At 41.8% G+C, this 18185-nt stretch carries 17 protein-coding genes; 11 read left to right on the top strand and 6 right to left on the bottom strand.

Annotated elements, in window-relative coordinates; translation table 11 throughout:
• Positions 1-15 precede the first annotated feature (15 nt).
• Positions 16-759 carry a 16S rRNA (uracil(1498)-N(3))-methyltransferase gene (gene rsmE, locus ACXAFE_RS10335; protein WP_475152019.1) on the bottom strand — a complete coding sequence of 248 codons (744 nt, stop codon included), beginning with the start codon at positions 757-759 and terminating at the stop codon, positions 16-18.
• A 73-nt stretch (positions 760-832) separates the two neighbouring features.
• Here rsmE and ACXAFE_RS10330 point away from each other — a divergent pair, with 73 nt between their 5' ends.
• Both ACXAFE_RS10330 and ACXAFE_RS10325 read left to right on the top strand, forming a co-directional pair.
• Complete coding sequence (locus ACXAFE_RS10330) at positions 833-1732, top strand: ABC transporter ATP-binding protein (RefSeq protein ID WP_475152016.1); 900 nt, start codon at positions 833-835, stop codon at positions 1730-1732.
• Positions 1725-2738, top strand: a complete 1014-nt coding sequence (locus ACXAFE_RS10325; RefSeq protein ID WP_475152011.1) for an ABC transporter permease — start codon at positions 1725-1727, stop codon at positions 2736-2738. Before ACXAFE_RS10330 ends, ACXAFE_RS10325 begins: the two co-directional genes overlap by 8 nt.
• Positions 2739-2772: 34 nt before the next feature.
• On the opposite strand, the gene ACXAFE_RS10320 is transcribed toward ACXAFE_RS10325, so the two are convergent.
• The gene (locus ACXAFE_RS10320) at positions 2773-3669 is read right to left on the bottom strand and encodes a DUF350 domain-containing protein (protein ID WP_237129855.1); all 897 of its coding nucleotides are present in this window, start codon (positions 3667-3669) and stop codon (positions 2773-2775) included.
• A 69-nt stretch (positions 3670-3738) separates the two neighbouring features.
• On the opposite strand from ACXAFE_RS10320, the gene glnE reads away from it, so the two are divergent.
• A complete protein-coding gene (glnE, locus tag ACXAFE_RS10315) occupies positions 3739-6531 on the top strand; it encodes a bifunctional [glutamate--ammonia ligase]-adenylyl-L-tyrosine phosphorylase/[glutamate--ammonia-ligase] adenylyltransferase (protein ID WP_475152007.1) in 2793 nt (930 codons plus the stop codon).
• Here glnE and ACXAFE_RS10310 read toward each other — a convergent pair.
• The 3 genes from ACXAFE_RS10310 to tolC all read right to left on the bottom strand — a co-directional run bounded on the left by ACXAFE_RS10310 (position 6528) and on the right by tolC (position 9581).
• Complete coding sequence (locus ACXAFE_RS10310) at positions 6528-7094, bottom strand: TcpQ domain-containing protein (RefSeq protein ID WP_475152003.1); 567 nt, start codon at positions 7092-7094, stop codon at positions 6528-6530. The genes glnE and ACXAFE_RS10310 overlap by 4 nt on opposite strands.
• Positions 7095-7275: 181 nt before the next feature.
• The gene (gene lpxL, locus ACXAFE_RS10305) at positions 7276-8202 is read right to left on the bottom strand and encodes an LpxL/LpxP family Kdo(2)-lipid IV(A) lauroyl/palmitoleoyl acyltransferase (protein WP_475152001.1); all 927 of its coding nucleotides are present in this window, start codon (positions 8200-8202) and stop codon (positions 7276-7278) included.
• Between the two features lie 98 nt (positions 8203-8300).
• Complete coding sequence (gene tolC / locus ACXAFE_RS10300; RefSeq protein ID WP_100913868.1) at positions 8301-9581, bottom strand: outer membrane channel protein TolC; 1281 nt, start codon at positions 9579-9581, stop codon at positions 8301-8303.
• Positions 9582-9775: 194 nt separating this feature from the next.
• Here tolC and nudF point away from each other — a divergent pair, with 194 nt between their 5' ends.
• The 8 genes from nudF to rraB all read left to right on the top strand — a co-directional run bounded on the left by nudF (position 9776) and on the right by rraB (position 17694).
• On the top strand, positions 9776-10399 hold the full coding sequence (gene nudF, locus ACXAFE_RS10295; protein WP_475151998.1) for an ADP-ribose diphosphatase: 624 nt from the start codon (positions 9776-9778) through the stop codon (positions 10397-10399).
• On the top strand, positions 10393-10839 hold the full coding sequence (locus ACXAFE_RS10290) for a DUF1249 domain-containing protein (protein ID WP_010561704.1): 447 nt from the start codon (positions 10393-10395) through the stop codon (positions 10837-10839). The genes nudF and ACXAFE_RS10290 overlap by 7 nt, the downstream gene beginning before the upstream one ends.
• A complete protein-coding gene (locus ACXAFE_RS10285) occupies positions 10826-11608 on the top strand; it encodes a metallophosphoesterase (protein ID WP_475151994.1) in 783 nt (260 codons plus the stop codon). The genes ACXAFE_RS10290 and ACXAFE_RS10285 overlap by 14 nt, the downstream gene beginning before the upstream one ends.
• Entirely contained in the window at positions 11590-12156 is a 567-nt protein-coding gene (locus ACXAFE_RS10280; protein WP_475151991.1) for a YqiA/YcfP family alpha/beta fold hydrolase, read from the top strand. The genes ACXAFE_RS10285 and ACXAFE_RS10280 overlap by 19 nt, the downstream gene beginning before the upstream one ends.
• Positions 12157-12269: 113 nt before the next feature.
• Positions 12270-14168, top strand: a complete 1899-nt coding sequence (gene parE, locus ACXAFE_RS10275; RefSeq protein WP_010561701.1) for a DNA topoisomerase IV subunit B — start codon at positions 12270-12272, stop codon at positions 14166-14168.
• Positions 14169-14197: 29 nt separating this feature from the next.
• A complete protein-coding gene (gene parC, locus ACXAFE_RS10270) occupies positions 14198-16504 on the top strand; it encodes a DNA topoisomerase IV subunit A (protein WP_475151988.1) in 2307 nt (768 codons plus the stop codon).
• A gap of 142 nt (positions 16505-16646) precedes the next feature.
• Positions 16647-17384 (top strand): 1-acylglycerol-3-phosphate O-acyltransferase, encoded by a 738-nt coding sequence (locus ACXAFE_RS10265; protein WP_100914545.1) that lies wholly within the window; start codon positions 16647-16649, stop codon positions 17382-17384.
• On the top strand, positions 17359-17694 hold the full coding sequence (gene rraB, locus ACXAFE_RS10260; protein ID WP_010561698.1) for a ribonuclease E inhibitor RraB: 336 nt from the start codon (positions 17359-17361) through the stop codon (positions 17692-17694). Before ACXAFE_RS10265 ends, rraB begins: the two co-directional genes overlap by 26 nt.
• A 59-nt stretch (positions 17695-17753) precedes the next feature.
• Here the strand turns inward: rraB and ACXAFE_RS10255 are convergent, their stop codons facing one another.
• Positions 17754-18038, bottom strand: coding sequence for a hypothetical protein (locus tag ACXAFE_RS10255; protein ID WP_010561697.1), 285 nt, complete (start codon positions 18036-18038; stop codon positions 17754-17756).
• Between the last annotated feature and the right edge of the window lie 147 nt (positions 18039-18185).

Genomic DNA, 18185 nt, shown 5'->3' with positions numbered 1-18185 from the left:
TGCTTGCAGCTTAAATCAAGCTAAATCACCGTAGACAAGCTGCAGCGCAGAGAGAACAGTAAGTGCTGCAGTCTCAGTACGCAGTACACGTGGTCCCAACTTAATATCAACAAAGTCTGCGGCTTTTGTTGCAGCAATTTCGGCATCGGTAAATCCGCCTTCTGGGCCAACCACAAAGCGCATTGCTGTGGCGTTAAAGTTTTCAAGTTTATCTATGGTTTTAATGCTGTGCTCAGCTCGCGGGTGTAGGGTTAGCTTTGTTTCGTCACTTTGCTGGGTTAGCCATTGCTCTAATTTTATTGGTGGGTGAACAACGGGTACAAAGTTGCGACCTGATTGCTCCGCTGCCGCAATTGCGATTTTTTGCCATTGCTGGTGTTTCTTTTCAAGGCGTTCACCTTGTAATTTAACGCCGCAGCGCTCGCTAAATAATGGGGTGATTTCAGTAATACCAAGCTCTACTGATTTTTGAATGGTGAACTCCATTTTTTCGCCGCGCGAAATTCCTTGCCCTAAGTGGATTTTTAGTGGTGACTCACTGGTGACATCGTGAAATTCATCAACGCTAACGTATACATTTTTTTTATTGGCTTGTGAAATGGTACATAAGTATTCGCCACCTTCACCGTTAAATAAGCTAACCTGTTGACCTGGTTGCATTCTTAGAACGCGGCCTATGTGTCCTGCGGCATCATCGCCGAGTTGTAATTCTGTGCCGACTTCAATAGTGCCGGCTTGGTAGATATGGGGAATGCGCATAATGACTCTCAGCGATTAATATGCTTATATGGTATGAAAAGCGCAATAACAAAGGCAAGTAATAAAGGCAGTTATGACAACAATTCTTGAGGTTAAGCAGCTTAGTAAGCATTTCTCAGACTTTTGTGCAGTCGATAAAATTGATTTCAAAGTGACTAAAGGTTCGTGTTTTGGTTTGTTAGGACCAAATGGTGCGGGCAAAACCACCACCATCGAAATGCTTGAAGGGATTTTAACGCCAACATCCGGTGAAATTTTATTTAATGGTCAGGGAATTACACGAGAAGATTTTCAAAAGCTGGGTATTCAGTTTCAGCATACCGCGTTGCAAGATTATTTAACGGTACGAGAAACGCTCAATTTGTTCTCGTCGTTTTATAAAAAGACAGTGCCAATCGACGAGCTTATTACGCAATGTCAGTTAACTGACTTTATTAATGTTGATCACCGAAAGTTGTCGGGCGGGCAAAAGCAGCGTTTGCTATTGGCGCTGGCATTAATTAACGACCCAGAACTTATTTTTTTAGATGAGCCAACCACCGGACTCGACCCCCATAGCAGGCGCTTATTTTGGGATTTAGTAAATGATATTAAAGCGGCGGGCAAAACTATTTTATTGACGACCCATTATATGGATGAAGCCGAGTACTTATGTGACCAAATTGCGATTATGGATAAGGGGCAGATTATCGCGATGAATAGCCCTGAAAACCTATTGAGAGAGCATTTTAAAGGATCATTAATATCGTTACCAAAGCAAAATGTATCGTCACAAATTTCGTTTACGAATGCTCATTACAGTCAAGATAGTGTGCTGATTCATAGTGATAATACCGAGACCACATTAGCTCAGTTGTTAACGGAGCAAATTTCATTGCAGGGGCTGCAAGTTAAGTCGGCTAATTTAGATGATTTATTCCTAAAGTTAACAGGTCACGCATTACACACTAACGAGGAAAAAGCAGATGTTTAAACGATTTTTTGCTGTTTTAGTGGCGCGTAATTTAGAGTTTTTCCGCGACCGCTCGGCGCTCGGTTGGAATTTAGCATTTCCTATTTTGTTAGTGGTTGGGTTTGCCTTTATCTTTAAAAATGATAACCCGACACTGTTTAAAATTGGCTACGTAGGTGATTTACAGCAACATAGTATTAGCCAGTATAAGCATTTAGAGTTTATTGAGTATCAAGATAAAAGTGTGGCAATCGAAAAACTACGTCAACATAAATTGGATTTACTGGTGAGCTTTGATGCAAAACAGTATTGGGTAAATTCAAGTTCGGCAAATGGTTATATTGCAGAAAAATTGCTACTTGCTGAAACAACACAAGCAACCGCGCAGTTTGTAAAAGAGGCAATAGAAGGCCAAGAAATACGCTATCTTGATTGGGTTGTGCCCGGAATTTTAGCGATGAACATGATGTTTTCTTGTTTGTATGGCGTGGGTTATGTGATTGTACGTTATCGTAAAAACGCAGTGCTAAAGCGTTTAAGTGCCACACCATTAAAGCCGGTAGAATTCCTGGCAGCGCAAATCGTTTCGCGTTTATTGATTGTTGTGGCGTTAACATCCGCCATATTTGTAGCCTGTCATCTTATCTTTGATTTTTATTTAATCGGCAGCATGTGGTGGTTATTAGTACTGTGCGTACTTGGTGCGTTTTCACTTATTTCGTTATCTTTATTAATCGCGTGCCGCTCTGAGTCGGAAGAATTTACCGGTGGCATTCTCAATTTAGTGTCATGGCCGATGATGATGTTGTCAGGTGTGTGGTTTTCGCTTGAAGGCAGCCCGGCATTTGTACAGGCAATTTCTCAGATATTTCCGCTTACGCAAATGCTGATTGGCGCGCGAGCCGTGATGTTGGAAGGGGCAGGGTTTGTTGAAATTGCACCACAGCTGTTTATTCTCATCGGGCAAAGTGTGGTGTTTTTATTGCTTGGCGCTCTATTCTTTAGCTGGAAAGGGCAAACGCGGTAAACCGCGCTTGCTCTAATTCCAACTAAACCAAATATTAAAGCGAGAACAAACGCAGTAGTAAAATGCCTATCGCAATATGAACAGCAAGCTCAATACTGGCGATGCCGATGTTGTCTTGTTGTTCCACTTCAATGTTGTTTTGTACTTTTGGTAGCGCCAGTTTTAATACCAATAATGCGGTAATTTGGTGCAGTGCAACAAACACAACCACGTTTAATAAAATCATCATGATATTGTCGATAAAGTTACCGGCAATAAACTGAATACTGGCAAGTGCTGCAAAAATTGCGAGCGATAACGCAATCATTCGTGATGCAAAGCGCAGGCCTATCGACGTGTTGTCGTAGGCAAAATATGTTTGCATTGAAGCGCCTTGATTGGTGGCGGCAAAGCGTTTCTCTTGCCAGCGAGTATGTAGCAAAATAATAAATTGAATCGCAATAAACGCGATAATATCAATTAGTAAAGTATTAAAGTTCGTCGCTTTAGACCATTTATAAAGACCAAGCACAATAATTGAATTTGCCAGCAATACACCGGTATCGATGAGTGCCGCGCATACATTGCGCTTCTCTATTGCTCTTGCTTCATTAAAATCTCTTAGAATGAGCCGGTTATGGATCCATTTACCAAACCAAATAAAAACCAATGCGAGCGCGAGAGCGATAGCCATGTGCGGTAAACTTTCTTGCCATTGCGACAAGTCAAATTCCCTTGCAATAAAACTAACAACTAAAATAATGCTGAAAATAGAAGACGCATAACTAATGCCCATAGCAAAGTTATCTTTTTTCGCTAATTCATCCATTAAATCATGTTCGCTGCTGTCGGCTTGTAATTGCTTTTTAACCACCATTAAGACAACCAAAACTAATAGTCCGGTGATGGCGAATGCGACTAAAAGATCGTTAGATAGACTGATATAAGACATAAAAATAGCTTTCTTTTTTGCTAAGATACTGGATAGCTTTAGAATTTAGTTTAAGAGTGTAAGTAAGTTATGGAGTTAGCACAAGGTTTACAACAACTGGGGCAGCAGCGATTTATTGAGATCTTCGCTGATAAGCAAGCTGAACCAAATGTAGTGGCACTATTAGCGTTGAGCGACTTTGCTTTTCGTATATTAGCGCAGCACCCACACTTTATAGACTATTTACACAATGACCAATGGCTTGCGTCGCGCGATGCCAGCGCTGTTTTTGATAAGCAATCACTTGCCCAGATTACAGAAAGTGATGCTTTTCAAACGCTCAGAGAATATCGCAACTTACATTGGTTAAAGCTTGCATACCTTGATCTTGTGCTTAAAAATGATATTCGCGACAGCATTAGTTACACCTCTCAATTAAGTGAACAGTTAATAGACTCAGCCTATCGCTGGGCATATGCGCAGGTTGCTAGCGTTTGGGGCAAGCCTACCGATGAACAAGGGGATGCCATGCCGATGCTGATTTTAGGCATGGGCAAGCTGGGCGGCTATGAGCTTAATTACTCGTCAGATATCGACCTGATATTTACGTATCCGTACCAAGTTGAAACCCAAGGTGGACGTAAATCTTGTGAAGCCCAAGTTTTTTTTACGAAAGTGGCGCAAAAAACCATTGCCGCATTGAATCAAGTTACGCCTGAAGGGCAGGTTTTCCGCGTTGATATGCGTCTTCGACCATTTGGCGACAGCGGCCCATTAGTTATGAGCTTTAATGCAATGGAAGAGTATTACCAAGAGCAAGGTCGTGATTGGGAGCGTTATGCCATGTTAAAGGCGCGGTTACTGGGCACTGAATCAGGCTATTGGCAAGAGTTTTACGATTTACTAAGGCCGTTTGTTTATCGTAAATACATAGATTTTTCGGTGATTGAATCGCTTCGAAAAATGAAAGCACTTATCGCACAAGATGTGCGTCGTAAAGGACTTACTGAAAACATTAAACTTGGTGCTGGTGGCATTCGTGAAGCCGAGTTTGTGGTGCAGGCACTGCAAATGATCCGAGGAGGGCGCGAGCCGAGTTTACAGGTGCAATCATTTTGCAAAGCGCTTGAAGCATTAGCAAAGCTTAATGAAGTACCACAAGATGTTGCCAATACATTAACTGACGGATATTTGCTCTTACGCCGTATTGAGCAATATTTGCAGCAATTTGATGACAAACAAACACAGACATTGCCACAAGATGACGTTGGCCAAATGCGTTTAAGTGCCTTGTTAGAAACGTCAAATTATGGTGATGCAACAGCATTGATTAACCAACAAATGCGACTTATTCACGATGAGTTTAATGCCATGATCGGCGCGGAGGACGATGATGAACAAGATGTCGACTCACGCTATGAACTGCTGTGGGAAAAACCAAGTATTGAGGTGATTAGTTCGCATCAGTTGTTTGGGCAAAATACTGAGTTTTTTAATATCGTTTATGATTTTAAAGTGTCGGGAACCAAGCGCAAATTGGGCGGGCGCGGGCGCGATGTGCTTGATAAATTGATGCCGCTATTACTGCAGCAAGCAGATAAATGCGGTTGTGAACCGATTATTCTTAAGCGCGTACTCGCTGTGGTAGAAAAAGTGATTTCACGTACAGCCTACTTAGAGTTATTGCTAGAAAACCCAGGGGCACTCAATCAGCTATTTAAACTCTGCGCGCATAGCAAATGGATAGGCGATCATTTAGCTTGTTATCCTATTTTGCTGGATGAGTTAATTGACCCAGCCCAACTTTATAAAACTTTGCCGCTAAGTGGCTATGAGCAGGAAATCCGTCAGTACTTTTTACGTATCGATGAAAATGACCTAGAGCTGCAAATGGAAGCATTGCGTCAGTTTAAACAAACGCATCAATTACGCATCGCCGCGGCAGATGCCACCGGTGTGCTTGATGTTATGAAAGTTAGCGATCACCTTACGGCACTATCAGAAGCGATAGTAGCTCAGTGTGTAAATCTGGCTTGGCAGCAAATGGTAACGCGTTTTGGCTATCCACCTGAGGCCAGCGATGATGAAAAAGGCTTTGCAGTTATCGCGTATGGCAAAGCGGGTGGGGTAGAGCTAGGCTACGATTCTGATCTTGATTTAGTATTTGTGCATAACTGTGATGGTGTTGGGCAAACTAATGGCGATAAACAAGTTGATGCGCGCCAGTTTTATTTGAAGTTAGCACAGCGTTTATTGCACTTATTTAATACTCGTACAGCCTCTGGCATTCTATATGAGCTTGATACACGCTTACGCCCGGAAGGGGCGTCTGGTTTATTGGCTATTAATATTGAAACTTTCCGTGAATATCAGTTAAAACAAGCGTGGACATGGGAACATCAGGCGCTAGTAAGAGCGCGCATGACCTATGGGCAAGCGTCGTTACTTACACGTTTTCATGAAATTAGAAATGAAGTGCTGTCGCGTCAGCGTGATGAACAAAAATTACGTGAGGACGTTGTAAAGATGCGACAAAAAATGCGCGACCATTTAATTAAAGGCAGTGGTGCTGAGTTTGATATTAAACAAGGCGTGGGGGGCATGGCGGATATTGAGTTTTTAGCGCAGTATTTTGTCTTAAAAAATGCCTATGCTCAGCCAAAAATAACTCAGTATTCCGATAATATACGTATATTTGCCAGTGCAGCTGAGTATGGTTTTATTGAGCCTAATGAAATGCAACAGCTAACATCAGCATATTGCGATTATCGCGAACTCTATCACCAAGTGAGCTTACGCCAAGAAGCGAAGCTAGTGAGCCTTGAAAGCGTGCAAAACGATGTAAGCGCCGTTACGACAATTTGGCAAAAGTACTTAGCTTAGAGAGTTGCTTTAACGCAGTTATCACGCACATAGCGGGTTGGATTTTCAGTGATAACTGCGGTGCTGTGTTTATAACAGAAAAAGCCGTACACCGTGTTTTCGAAGTCACTGTCGATGGCTTTAGAAACTTGGTACAGGGTTGTTATAAAGGTTTCGTCTACGCGAAAGTTATCTTTAATGACGTAATCTTTGTCGAGATACCACAAAAATTCAATGCCTTCTTGCTTGGCAAAATCCGACATTACTTCTTTTAATGTATCACCCTTATCGAAGCGGCGCGCTTTAATTTCACCGCGCCAATGCGCTGGAATTTTGTTTGAGGTACGGCGTTGCCTTAGTTGCTCAGCTAAAGAGCTGTCGGGTTCGCCTAACTGAATGACGTATTTCTCGCGTTCAGTCATCGAGCTTAAGGTACTGCGAAAGCTATTATAGAAGTTAGATAAGCCCTCTGCTGCTGCATTTGATTTGTTAGCTTCTAATACAGGCCCTTTGCCAAGTAGAAGATACAGTGCGGCCGCAATTAAGATAAAACCCAAAGATAAATGTTTAATCCAAAACCACACAACGACACTCACAATGATTAAATATAAAGCAAGTCAATAATAGCTGTAACCTAATACTAATTTGCATAATACTTAATTCGTATTTTTAGGTAATAAATTAACACTGATAACGCTTTATCTGCTTTTTGACAGACTGAAATGAAAAGCCGCTTTGTAATTTGAAGTACAAAACGGCTATGTATTATTTTTTATAGTACGACGGAGCGTTTGGATCTTTTTGCGTTTTAAAGCGACGGTGAAGCCACAAATATTGCTCAGGTGCTTTAGCAATCGCCTCTTCCATAGCTTGATTGACACGTGTTACATCGTCAACATCGTTCCCGGTTGGGAAGTTCTCAAACACAGGACTTACGTCAAGATAGTATTTATTATCCTTACGATGAGTAGAGAGTGCGACGGTTTCACTTTTCTTGCTGCTGGCAAAAATAAGCGTGCCAGTTGTAGTACACGTTTCTTTAACCGCAAAAAACGGCACAAATTCAGAGCGTTTGCGGCCATAGTCTTGATCAGGCAAGTAATAGCATAGCTTTTGTTGGCTTAATGCTTTTAATAAGCTTTTTACATCGCGCTTTGTAACCAGTGCTTCACTAAAGCGTAGGCGACCGTTGACAATAATGTATTCCATTAACGGGTTATTGTGAGGGCGATAAAAGCCAACTCCGTTGTTTTGTATTCCCATCATGCGGCCCGCAACTTCTAAGTGCATCATATGAGGAACCAGCAACAATACGCCTTTGCCATTATTAATCGCTTTTTCAATATGGTGATAACCAGTAATGCCACCAAAATGTTTTTTTGCACGCCACTGTGGCCACCACCACGCCATACCTGATTCAAAAATCGCAATGCCGGTATTTTCTAAGTTCTCTTTTACTAATTTTGCCTGCGCTGCTTTGTCTAGTTCGGGAAAGGCTAATGCAATGTTAACTTCGGCGATTTTACGGCGTTTTTTTACAAACCGATAAACGAGGCGACCTAATAACTTACCCAGCCAAATTTGCAGTCGATACGGTAACCAAGACAGAAGATACAAAATCAACACACTTAACCAAGTAAGCCAGTATTTTGGAGCAAGAAAAGAATATGAAAATGGCGCTTTAGTGATCACAATATTCGAAGGAAAAAGTAAAAATTAGCGCGAGTATAACAAAAAGAGAGGAAAACGTGGGAATTGATTTATTCCCACGTGGAATTACATCACCGAGATTAGTTTAAACCGCGGTTAATTGCTTCGATATCACTGCGCGACAGTGTACCTTCAGCAAGTTTTAAGCCTAGTGTAGAAACAACGTAACGGTAGCGTACCGCAGATAAATTACGGCTTGCGTCATATAAGTTACGTGTACTTAGCAATACGTCAACGATGGTACGTGTACCTACTTCAAAACCCGCTTCAGTTGCTTGTAATGCACTTTCTGCTGAAACAACCGCTTGCTCAAGGGCGCGGTAAGTTGCGATATCTGACACTACTTGGTTGTAAGAAGTACGTACTTGCTTATTTACATTGCGGTATGCGCTTTCGAACTCTTGGCTTGCAGCAACAAAGTACTCAGATGCTTGGTTTACAGCAGCTTGCGTACCGCCACCTTGATAAATCGGCACAGTGAAGTCTAAACCAACACTTGTTTGGTCAGCACGTGGACCTGTTTCGCCTAATTTATCACCATAAGATGCTGATAACGTAAGCTTTGGATAATGACCTGCTTTTGCTTGTTCAATTTGCTCTTTCGCAATATCTACAGAAACGCGTGATACCTGCAGTGAAATATTGTTTTCTTTTGCAGATTCAACAAACTCAGTGCTCTTACGCGCTGGTTTTACCGTTGAGAATTTGTCTGTATTAAGTGCGTTAAGCTTTTCGTGATATTTACCTGTGATTTCACCTAGTTCTTCACGTGCTGTTTCAACATCGTTAAGTGCCACAATTTCGCGGGCTACTGCGTTATCGTACTGTGCTTGCGCTTCGTGTACGTCAGTAATTGCTGTTAAGCCTACTGCGTGACGCTGTTTCGTTTGCTCTAACTGACGCTCAATCGCACGCTTTTCTGCGCGAACAAACTCTAAATCATCTTGGCGTGCTAGTACGTTAAAGTAGGCATTTGATACGCGTACAATCAGGTTTTGCTGTGCTAATCGGTAGCTAGCATCAGCTTGTAGCGCTTGCTTTTCTGCAATGTTTAGTGACTTCCATGAGCCTAAGTTGAATAGGTCTTGGTTAAGTGAAATACCGCGGCTGAACGTATCAGAATCGCCAGCATCGCCATCAACTTTGCTATAACCCATTGATGCGCCAATTTGTGGTAATAAACGCGACATTGCGATGTCAGTGTTGTAGTCTTGCGCATCACGTGTTGCTTTTGCTTTTAGTACAACAGGATCGTTTGCAAGTGCAATTTCGTATACTTGCATAAGGTCTTCTGCATTAGCGTGTGTAACTGAAAAGCCACAGCTTAATGCAACAAGCGCAGATAGTAATTTCTTTTTCATAGTGGTTGTCATCCCCAGACAATTTTTGAAAGCATCTTAGCGTGTTTTTTTATTGATTAGAAAAACAATACAGTAAAACAAAGTATTCAAGTGTAACAGAATATGAAAAATTCGTTTTATTCACTTTATCAGCTAAAATACCGAAAATTCGATAGATTATCGAATAGATTTTAAACTAATTAATCACCTTTTATATGGCCAAAATTACAAAATTCAAGCAATCAGACGTAGAAATCGTCGCGAAAAAGCGCACTTTTAACGGTTTTTTTAAAATTGATGAATATCACTTTCGTCATGCATTATTTGCTGGTGGGCAATCTGACGTGATTGTGCGAGAAATATTTGAACGCGGCGATGCGGTAGCAGTCTTACCTTATGATCCAAAATTGGATGCGGTGCTGCTTATCGAACAAATACGCATTGGCGCATTTAACGATGATAAATCGCCATGGTTGCTTGAAGTGATTGCAGGTATGACGGATGGCAGTAAAGATTATGAAGCCGTGGTAAAAAAAGAAGCGAAAGAAGAGTCTGGCATAGCACTTAATAATATTAAGTTTATGCTGTCGTATCTTTCAAGCCCCGGCGGAACATCAGAGCGTTTATACTTATATTATGGTGAAGCGGATTTATCACAAGCGGGTGGCATTTATGGCGTACCTGAAGAGGGTGAAGATATTAGGGTACATGTAATCCCAGTAGAGCAGGCGTTTCAACTACTTGATGAAGGTGAAATGGATAACGCTGCCACCGTAATTTGTTTGCAGTGGCTTAAATTAAATATTGATGTAATAAGAGAGAAGTACCGTACGTGTTAGCACAGGCTTATCGACAAAACTTACCTAAGTATATTCGTTTATGTGAGCAAAACTATGCTCGCATAAACCGCCTGATGCCAAAAGAAAATGATAGAGGGGCGGTAAATAAGGTATTGGTTGGTGGTTTTGAATTTACGCTTACCGTATTAGAAGCATCGCCTTACACTAATTTAGTCTCGCTTAAACAAACAGACCACCAAGTGATAGGATTTACGCGACCTGATTTAAACGTACGCGTCTATCACGATGCCAAAGTTGCAGAAGTAGTATGTAAATATTATCCCAAACGGGTTAAACCGGCTTATGGTTACCCAAACCCTGATATGCATCAAAAAGATGAAAAATATCAATTGAATGCATTTTTAAAAGATTGGTTAGAATACTGTATTAACCAAGGACGTAGTACTTTCCACTGGGATACCGATCATGACATGGTTTAGCCAACGCGAACACTTTGATAAAGCGCAATTAACACTGGTTCATATCACCGATAGTCATGTCTTTGCAGAACCAAATGGTGAATATTTTTGTGTAAATACCGCAAATAATTTAGCAAAAACATTAGCGTGTATTAAATCAATTGAATGCGATGCCATTATTTTTGGCGGAGATTTAACACAAGACCACAGTGAGGCGTCATATCACTTGTTCGCTCAATTGGTACAACAAGCAGGTCTTAGTGATAAGTTGTTTTGGCTACCGGGTAATCATGACGAAATAGGTGTTTATCGCGAGATTTTTAGTCAGTATGGCATTCGCGACAGTAAAGTGTTGGAAAATGAACATTGGCAAGTGCTATTAGCTAATTCTAAAGGGCCAACGCCAGCGGGGTTTGTAAGTGAAGCACACCTCAACGAAATACAAAATGAGTTAACGAGCAATACTAAGCATGCTTTGCTGTTTACTCATCATCACCCAATTCCCATTCAGGGTTATCTTGATAAACATATGTTAGAAAATGGCGAAGCACTGCTTTCACAATTAACCCAATTTAAAAAGGTGAAAGGGTTAGTCCATGGCCATGTTCACAATGAATACAGCTGGTTGTTTAATGAGTTTTCAGTATTTGCTACGCCCGCCACCTCGATACAATTTGAAAAAAATACCAGCGATTGGCAACAAGTCGACTTAGGTCCTGCCTTTCGTATGATACGATTACAGCAAAATGGCAGTTTAAACACTCAGGTAGTATGGCTAAACAACGCGTAATATACATTCATGGTTTTAATAGTTCACCAGAATCATTTAAAGCACAACAATTTGGTCGGTATTTAGCGGAACATCATGATGTTGAGTATTTAGTACCAAAACTAAACCATGAACCGCGTGAAATTTTGCTGACGCTCGAAGCGCTAATAACGGCCAATACTAAATTGATTGGCAGTTCATTGGGCGGATACTTTGCGACTATTTTATCCGAGCGCTATCAATTACCCGCGGTGGTTGTTAATCCGGCCGTTGCTCCATTTGACCTAATGCATGATTACCTAGGTACGCAGTACAACCCGTATCAAGATTACTATTACGATGTGACTGAACGTCATGTAGACCAGTTAAAGCAGTTTTACATTGCCAACTTGTCACAGCCTGAGTTGATTTTACTTTTACAACAGATGGGTGATGAAGTATTAGATTTTTCACAGGCGGTCGATTATTATAAAAACTGCCGTCAGCACGTTGAATTTGCTGGCGATCACAGCTTTATAGGGTTCGAACGTTATTTTCCTGTTATTGTAGATTTCCTGAAAATATCGTAAAACAATAGTGATAAGGGAATAACCTATAAAAACGCGCTAAAACCTAGTAAAAAAATACCCAGAAAAGGGCAGCTAGGTATCAAAGATAATTAATATAAAAAGAACCGCATTTCATGACGACACAAGATTATAATGCAGAAGCCATTGAGGTTTTAAATGGACTCGAACCGGTAAAGCGCCGTCCCGGCATGTATACCGATACCACACGTCCAAACCACCTTGGCCAAGAAGTTATCGATAACAGTGTGGATGAAGCCTTAGCTGGGCATGCATCGAAAATTGATGTGATCCTGCACGAAGACAACTCGCTGGAAGTAGTCGATGATGGCCGTGGTATGCCAATCGATATTCACCCCGAAGAAGGTATTCCGGGCGTTGAGCTTATTCTTACCAAACTTCACGCCGGTGGTAAGTTTTCCAACAAAAACTATCAATTCTCAGGTGGTTTACACGGGGTAGGTATTTCCGTTGTAAATGCCTTATCAACGCGTGTATTAGTTACCGTACGACGCGATGCAAAAGTGTATGAAATTGCGTTTGAAAACGGCGATAAGGTACAAGATTTAACCGAAGTAGGTACTGTAGGCAAGCGCAATACCGGTACGTCAGTGCACTTTTGGCCTGATCCAAGCTACTTCGACTCGGCAAATTTCTCGCTATCAAAGCTCAAGCATTTATTAAAAGCCAAAGCGGTTCTGTGTCCTGGCTTAAAAATCCGTTTTATCAATAAGCAAACTAAAGAAACCATTGAATGGTTTTTTGAAGATGGCTTAAAAGATTACCTTGCTGATGCATTAAAAGAATACGAAGTTTTACCGAAACAACCATTTACCGGTGAGTTTGCCGGTTCTACCGAAGGTGTAGATTGGGCGGTATTATGGTTGCCTGAAGGCGGCGAAGGGGTTTATGAGAGTTATGTAAACCTTATTCCCACAGCACAAGGTGGTACCCATGTAAATGGTCTGCGCCAAGGCTTGCTAGAAGCAATGCGCGAATTTTGTGAATTCCGCAATTTATTACCGCGTGGGGTAAAACTAACACCTGACGATATTTGGGACCGTTGTAGCTATGTGCTTTCGGTCAAAATGCAGGACCCACAATTTGCAGGTCAAACTAAAGAGAAATTATCATCACGTGCAACCTCAGCATTTGTTTCGGGTGTGGTAAAAGACTCGTTTAGTTTATGGCTTAATGAGCACACAGATATTGCAGAGTTGCTTGCCGAGATTTGTATTAGCAACGCGCAAAAACGCATGCGTGCGGCGAAAAAAGTGGTTCGTAAAAAAATCACCTCAGGCCCTGCATTACCGGGTAAATTAACCGACTGTAGCACGCAAGAAAGCGAGCGCAGCGAACTCTTTTTAGTAGAGGGTGACTCGGCGGGTGGTTCAGCTAAACAAGCACGCGATCGTGAGTTCCAAGCGGTAATGCCACTGCGTGGTAAAATCCTTAATACGTGGGAAGTTGAATCAGGACAAATTCTTGCGTCGCAAGAAGTGCACGATATCTCTGTGGCGATTGGTATGGATCCAGATTCAAAAGATTTAACTAATCTACGCTATCACAAAATTTGTATTTTAGCGGATGCGGATTCTGATGGATTGCACATTGCAACCTTGTTGTGTGCACTGTTTGTAAAACACTTCCCTGTTTTGGTAGAGCAAGGGCACGTTTATGTAGCAATGCCACCGCTTTACCGAATCGATGTGGGTAAAGAAGTATTTTATGCCCTTGATGAAGATGAAAAAACCGGCATTTTAGACCGTATCGAAGCAGAGAAAAAACGTGGCAAAGTGAATGTACAACGCTTTAAAGGCTTGGGTGAAATGAACCCAATGCAGCTGCGCGAGACGACAATGGATCCAAATACTCGCCGCTTAGTGCAATTAAGCTTAGAGGGCGACGAAGAAACGTTGGAAGTAATGGATATGTTACTTGCCAAAAAGCGCTCAAGCGATCGTCGTGAGTGGTTAGAAACCAGTGGCGACCAAGCGGATTCATGGAACTCATAACTAGCATTAAAAAATTTAGGTAAACGAGCATGTCAGATCTCGATACCCTCGCAATGCAAGGGATAGAAAAACAAACAATGGCGCAGTTTACGCAAAGCGCCTATTTAAATTACTCAATGTACGTAATTAAAGACCGTGCCTTGCCACATATTGGCGACGGTTTGAAACCCGTACAACGTCGTATTGTTTACGCAATGAGTGAACTCGGCCTATCGGCAGCGGCAAAATACAAAAAATCAGCCCGTACCGTGGGTGATGTACTCGGTAAATATCACCCACACGGTGATAGCGCCTGTTATGAAGCCATGGTACTGATGGCGCAGCCATTTTCTTACCGTTATCCGCTGGTGGATGGTCAGGGTAACTGGGGTGCGGCAGATGATCCTAAGTCTTTCGCGGCAATGCGTTACACCGAAGCGCGTTTATCTAAGTTCTCAGAGGTTTTATTAAAAGAACTAGGCCAAGGCACAGTCGATTGGATCCCTAACTTCGACGGCACCATGAAGGAGCCGGAAGTACTGCCTGCACGTTTACCGCATATTCTATTGAACGGTATTACCGGTATTGCTGTAGGTATGGCAACTGATATTCCGCCGCACAACGTACGCGAAGTGGCAGATGCCTGTTGTACATTACTGGATAAACCAAAAACCGAACTTGAAGAGCTGCTTGATTTAGTACAAGCACCGGATTACCCAACGGATGCGGAAATCATTACGCCTAAGGCTGAAATTCGCAAAATCTACTCAAGTGGTAAAGGCTCTATCAAAATGCGCGCGGTATATACTGAAGAGCAAGGCGATATTGTCATTACGGCGTTACCTCACCAGTGTTCTGGCGCTAAAGTGTTAGAGCAAATTGCTACGCAAATGCGCGCTAAAAAATTACCTATGGTGGCCGATTTACGTGATGAATCCGATCATGAAAATCCAACGCGTATTGTAATTGTACCGCGTTCAAACCGTGTAAAAGCTGAGCCACTTATGGCGCACTTATTTGCAACTACCGACCTTGAGAAAAACTACCGTGTTAACTTAAACATGCTGGGCCTAAACGGCCGTCCTCAAGTAAAAGACTTAAAAACAATTCTATCTGAGTGGTTAGTGTTTAGACGCGAAACGGTTCGTCGCCGTTTGCAATACCGCTTAGACAAAGTATTAGCACGTTTGCATATTTTAGAAGGCTTATTGATTGCCTTTTTAAATATCGACGAAGTAATTGAAATTATCCGCAGCGAAGATGAGCCAAAGCCAGTTTTAATGGCGCGTTTTGGTATCACTGAAACGCAAGCGGAGGCAATTTTAGAACTTAAACTTCGCCATCTTGCTAAATTAGAAGAAATGAAAATTCGCGGTGAGCAAGACGAGCTTGCCAAAGAGCGCGATAAACTTGAATTGATTCTTGGTTCTGAGCGCCGTATGTCGACGTTACTGAAAAAAGAAATTCAAGAAGCCGCTGAGCTTTATGGTGACGACCGTCGTTCGCCTGTAGTTGAGCGCGGTGAAGCTAAAGCCTTAAGTGAAAAAGACTTAATGCCATCAGAAAGCGTTACTGTTGTGCTTTCTGAAAAAGGCTGGGCACGTTTTGCTAAAGGCCATGATATTGACGCGGAAGGCCTGAGTTATAAATCAGGTGACAGCTTTAAGTCTCTTGCTAAAGGGCGCAGCAATCAGCCGAGTGTATTCTTAGATAGCTCTGGCCGAGCATTTGCAACCGATACCCATAGTTTACCTTCTGCGCGTAGCCAAGGTGAACCAATGACAGGGCGCTTTAATGTGGCACCTGGAGCGAACCTTGAACACGTGGTTATGGGTGAAGAAAAAGCCAACTTCCTGATGGCATCAGATGCAGGTTATGGCTTTATTACCGAGTTTAACGACTTGGTGAGTAAGAATAAGAACGGTAAAGCACTGGTAACGATTCCAGAAGCTGCATTATTAATGACACCACAGCCAATTCACGACATCACGACAGATCGCTGTTTAGCAATCTCCAACGAGGGTCGCATGCTGATCTTTCCAATTCGTGATTTGCCAAAACTAGGTAAAGGTAAAGGAAATAAGATCATTTCCATTCCGAGTGCCCGTGTTAAATCGCGAGAAGAGTTTGTTAAAGTGCTGGGCATTGTGCCTGATGGCGCATCTGTTACTCTACATGCAGGTAAGCGTAAACTAACGTTAAAACCAAGTGATTTAGAACATTACTACGGCGAGCGTGGCAGACGTGGTAATAAGTTACCGCGTGGCTTACAGCGTGTAGATTTAATGGAAGTTGAGTTTACTGCCGCACAAGAATTGATCGACGATGCTATTGATGCGGAAAATAGCGAAGATTAGTGCTTCTTTGCGTCGAAAAGCGTTAAAATAACGAAAACCAGTCTCAATATGGGGCTGGTTTTTTTTATAAACCGTGTTTTTTAGCTTACACATGTTAGCTAAAATTCGTATAATGGCGCGCTTAGTTATTGGAGACGTTATTTTGATATTTGCTGTTCGCTTAGTACTACTTGCGATTTTTATCTTTTTTAGTGCGATCTTTGGCTTGCTATTATGTTTAGTGATGCCGTTTAACCGCAACCATGTTCATCGTTTTGCTTCTTGGTATGGCAGCATGCAGGTGTTACTGGGCGCAAAAGTTGAAGTGAAGGGATTAGACAAACTGGATAAAAATAAATCCTACGTCTATGTATCTAACCATCAAAATAACTATGATTTGTTTACGGTGACCAACGCAGTACCAGAAAATACCGTAAGTATTGGTAAAAAAAGCATTCGCTTTATTCCATTTTTTGGCCAGCTGTATTGGTTGTCAGGTAATATTTTAATTGACCGCAATAATAAATCGAAAGCAAAAGGCACTATTGATAAGGCCGCGTCAAAAATTAAAAACGATAAGATTTCTGTGTGGTTATTCCCTGAAGGTACGCGCAGTTATGGTCGCGGTTTATTACCATTTAAAACAGGCGCGTTTCACACGGCTATGCAAGCCGGTGTGGAGGTTGTGCCTGTCTGTATGAGTACAACAACAGGGCGTATTAAATTAAATCGTTGGGCTAACCCAACCATTTATGTTGAATTACTTGATCCGATTTCGTTGGAAAAGGATGTATCGGCAAGAGAGCACGCAAAGCGAATTCATGCTATGATGCAGAGTAAAATTGAACAGCTAGATGCTAAAGTAGAGAGCGATTGTGGAAAACTGGCGCGAAATAAGTGAAGACATTGTTGAGTCGTTATTAGAAGACGGCTCAAACCCAGATAAACTGTACGAAGTAGAACACCACTTTGTATGTGAAGACTTTGATAAGCTAGAAGAAGCGGCACTTGCTGCATTCAAACTTGGTTTTGACGTGGAAGACCCAGCTGAACTTGAATTAGAAGATGGCAGCAAAATTTGGGGCTTTGACGTTGTAGTTGAATGTGAACTTGACGCAGAACTTATTCTTGAAGATGTAGATAAACTTATCGATCTCGCTGCAAAAGCTGGTGTGGAATACGATGGTTGGGGCACTTACTTTCAAGAGTAAGCTCCTGTGTTGTATTGACAAATCGAGTACAAAAAAATAGCGCCAAATGGCGCTATTTTTTATTGCGGCTTATCTTGTGAGAGTTTGAACGGGGAGAACAATAAGACAGGCACTAAAATCAATGTGTGAATTGATAACCAAGCAAGAGTTCCTTCATATACGCCTAACGCTGTAACTGCTGTAAAAAGGGCAAGTGCAGACGATACGACCGCCAGCAACCAATAAAGACCAATCGGGCTATTGCTATCAAAGCGAATACTTTCAGCGCATTGGTTACTTTTGAAATAGCACGACATTGCAATAATTACCGTAATAAATGAAAAAGCAATCAAAATAACTTCCATGGATTTTCCCTGCTAGGTTTACATGTTGGTAAGATTATACTGCGCAGAATTGCAAGTCAATAAAAATGATAATGATTATCAATTAATTCAATCGTAAATATATAAGTGCCAATAATCATAAAGTCTTTTGTCTTTTAAGGCGTATAG

The sequence above is a fragment of the Pseudoalteromonas sp. ABV4_021 genome (assembly GCF_056159365.1).
Note: the sequence above shows the minus strand (reverse complement) of the source record. Positions and strands in the feature narration are given on the sequence as shown.

What these genes read in the sequence shown, in the direction of transcription:
- parC (WP_475151988.1), top strand. Translation starts at nt 14,198, where the DNA reads ATGTCAGATCTCGATACCCTCGCAATGCAAGGGATAGAAAAACAAACA.
- ACXAFE_RS10280 (WP_475151991.1), top strand. Translation starts at nt 11,590, where the DNA reads ATGGCTAAACAACGCGTAATATACATTCATGGTTTTAATAGTTCACCA.
- parE (WP_010561701.1), top strand. Translation starts at nt 12,270, where the DNA reads ATGACGACACAAGATTATAATGCAGAAGCCATTGAGGTTTTAAATGGA.
- nudF (WP_475151998.1), top strand. Translation starts at nt 9,776, where the DNA reads ATGGCCAAAATTACAAAATTCAAGCAATCAGACGTAGAAATCGTCGCG.
- rsmE (WP_475152019.1), bottom strand. Translation starts at nt 759, where the DNA reads ATGCGCATTCCCCATATCTACCAAGCCGGCACTATTGAAGTCGGCACA.
- ACXAFE_RS10330 (WP_475152016.1), top strand. Translation starts at nt 833, where the DNA reads ATGACAACAATTCTTGAGGTTAAGCAGCTTAGTAAGCATTTCTCAGAC.
- tolC (WP_100913868.1), bottom strand. Translation starts at nt 9,581, where the DNA reads ATGAAAAAGAAATTACTATCTGCGCTTGTTGCATTAAGCTGTGGCTTT.
- ACXAFE_RS10255 (WP_010561697.1), bottom strand. Translation starts at nt 18,038, where the DNA reads ATGGAAGTTATTTTGATTGCTTTTTCATTTATTACGGTAATTATTGCA.
- ACXAFE_RS10325 (WP_475152011.1), top strand. Translation starts at nt 1,725, where the DNA reads ATGTTTAAACGATTTTTTGCTGTTTTAGTGGCGCGTAATTTAGAGTTT.
- ACXAFE_RS10285 (WP_475151994.1), top strand. Translation starts at nt 10,826, where the DNA reads ATGACATGGTTTAGCCAACGCGAACACTTTGATAAAGCGCAATTAACA.
- glnE (WP_475152007.1), top strand. Translation starts at nt 3,739, where the DNA reads ATGGAGTTAGCACAAGGTTTACAACAACTGGGGCAGCAGCGATTTATT.
- ACXAFE_RS10320 (WP_237129855.1), bottom strand. Translation starts at nt 3,669, where the DNA reads ATGTCTTATATCAGTCTATCTAACGATCTTTTAGTCGCATTCGCCATC.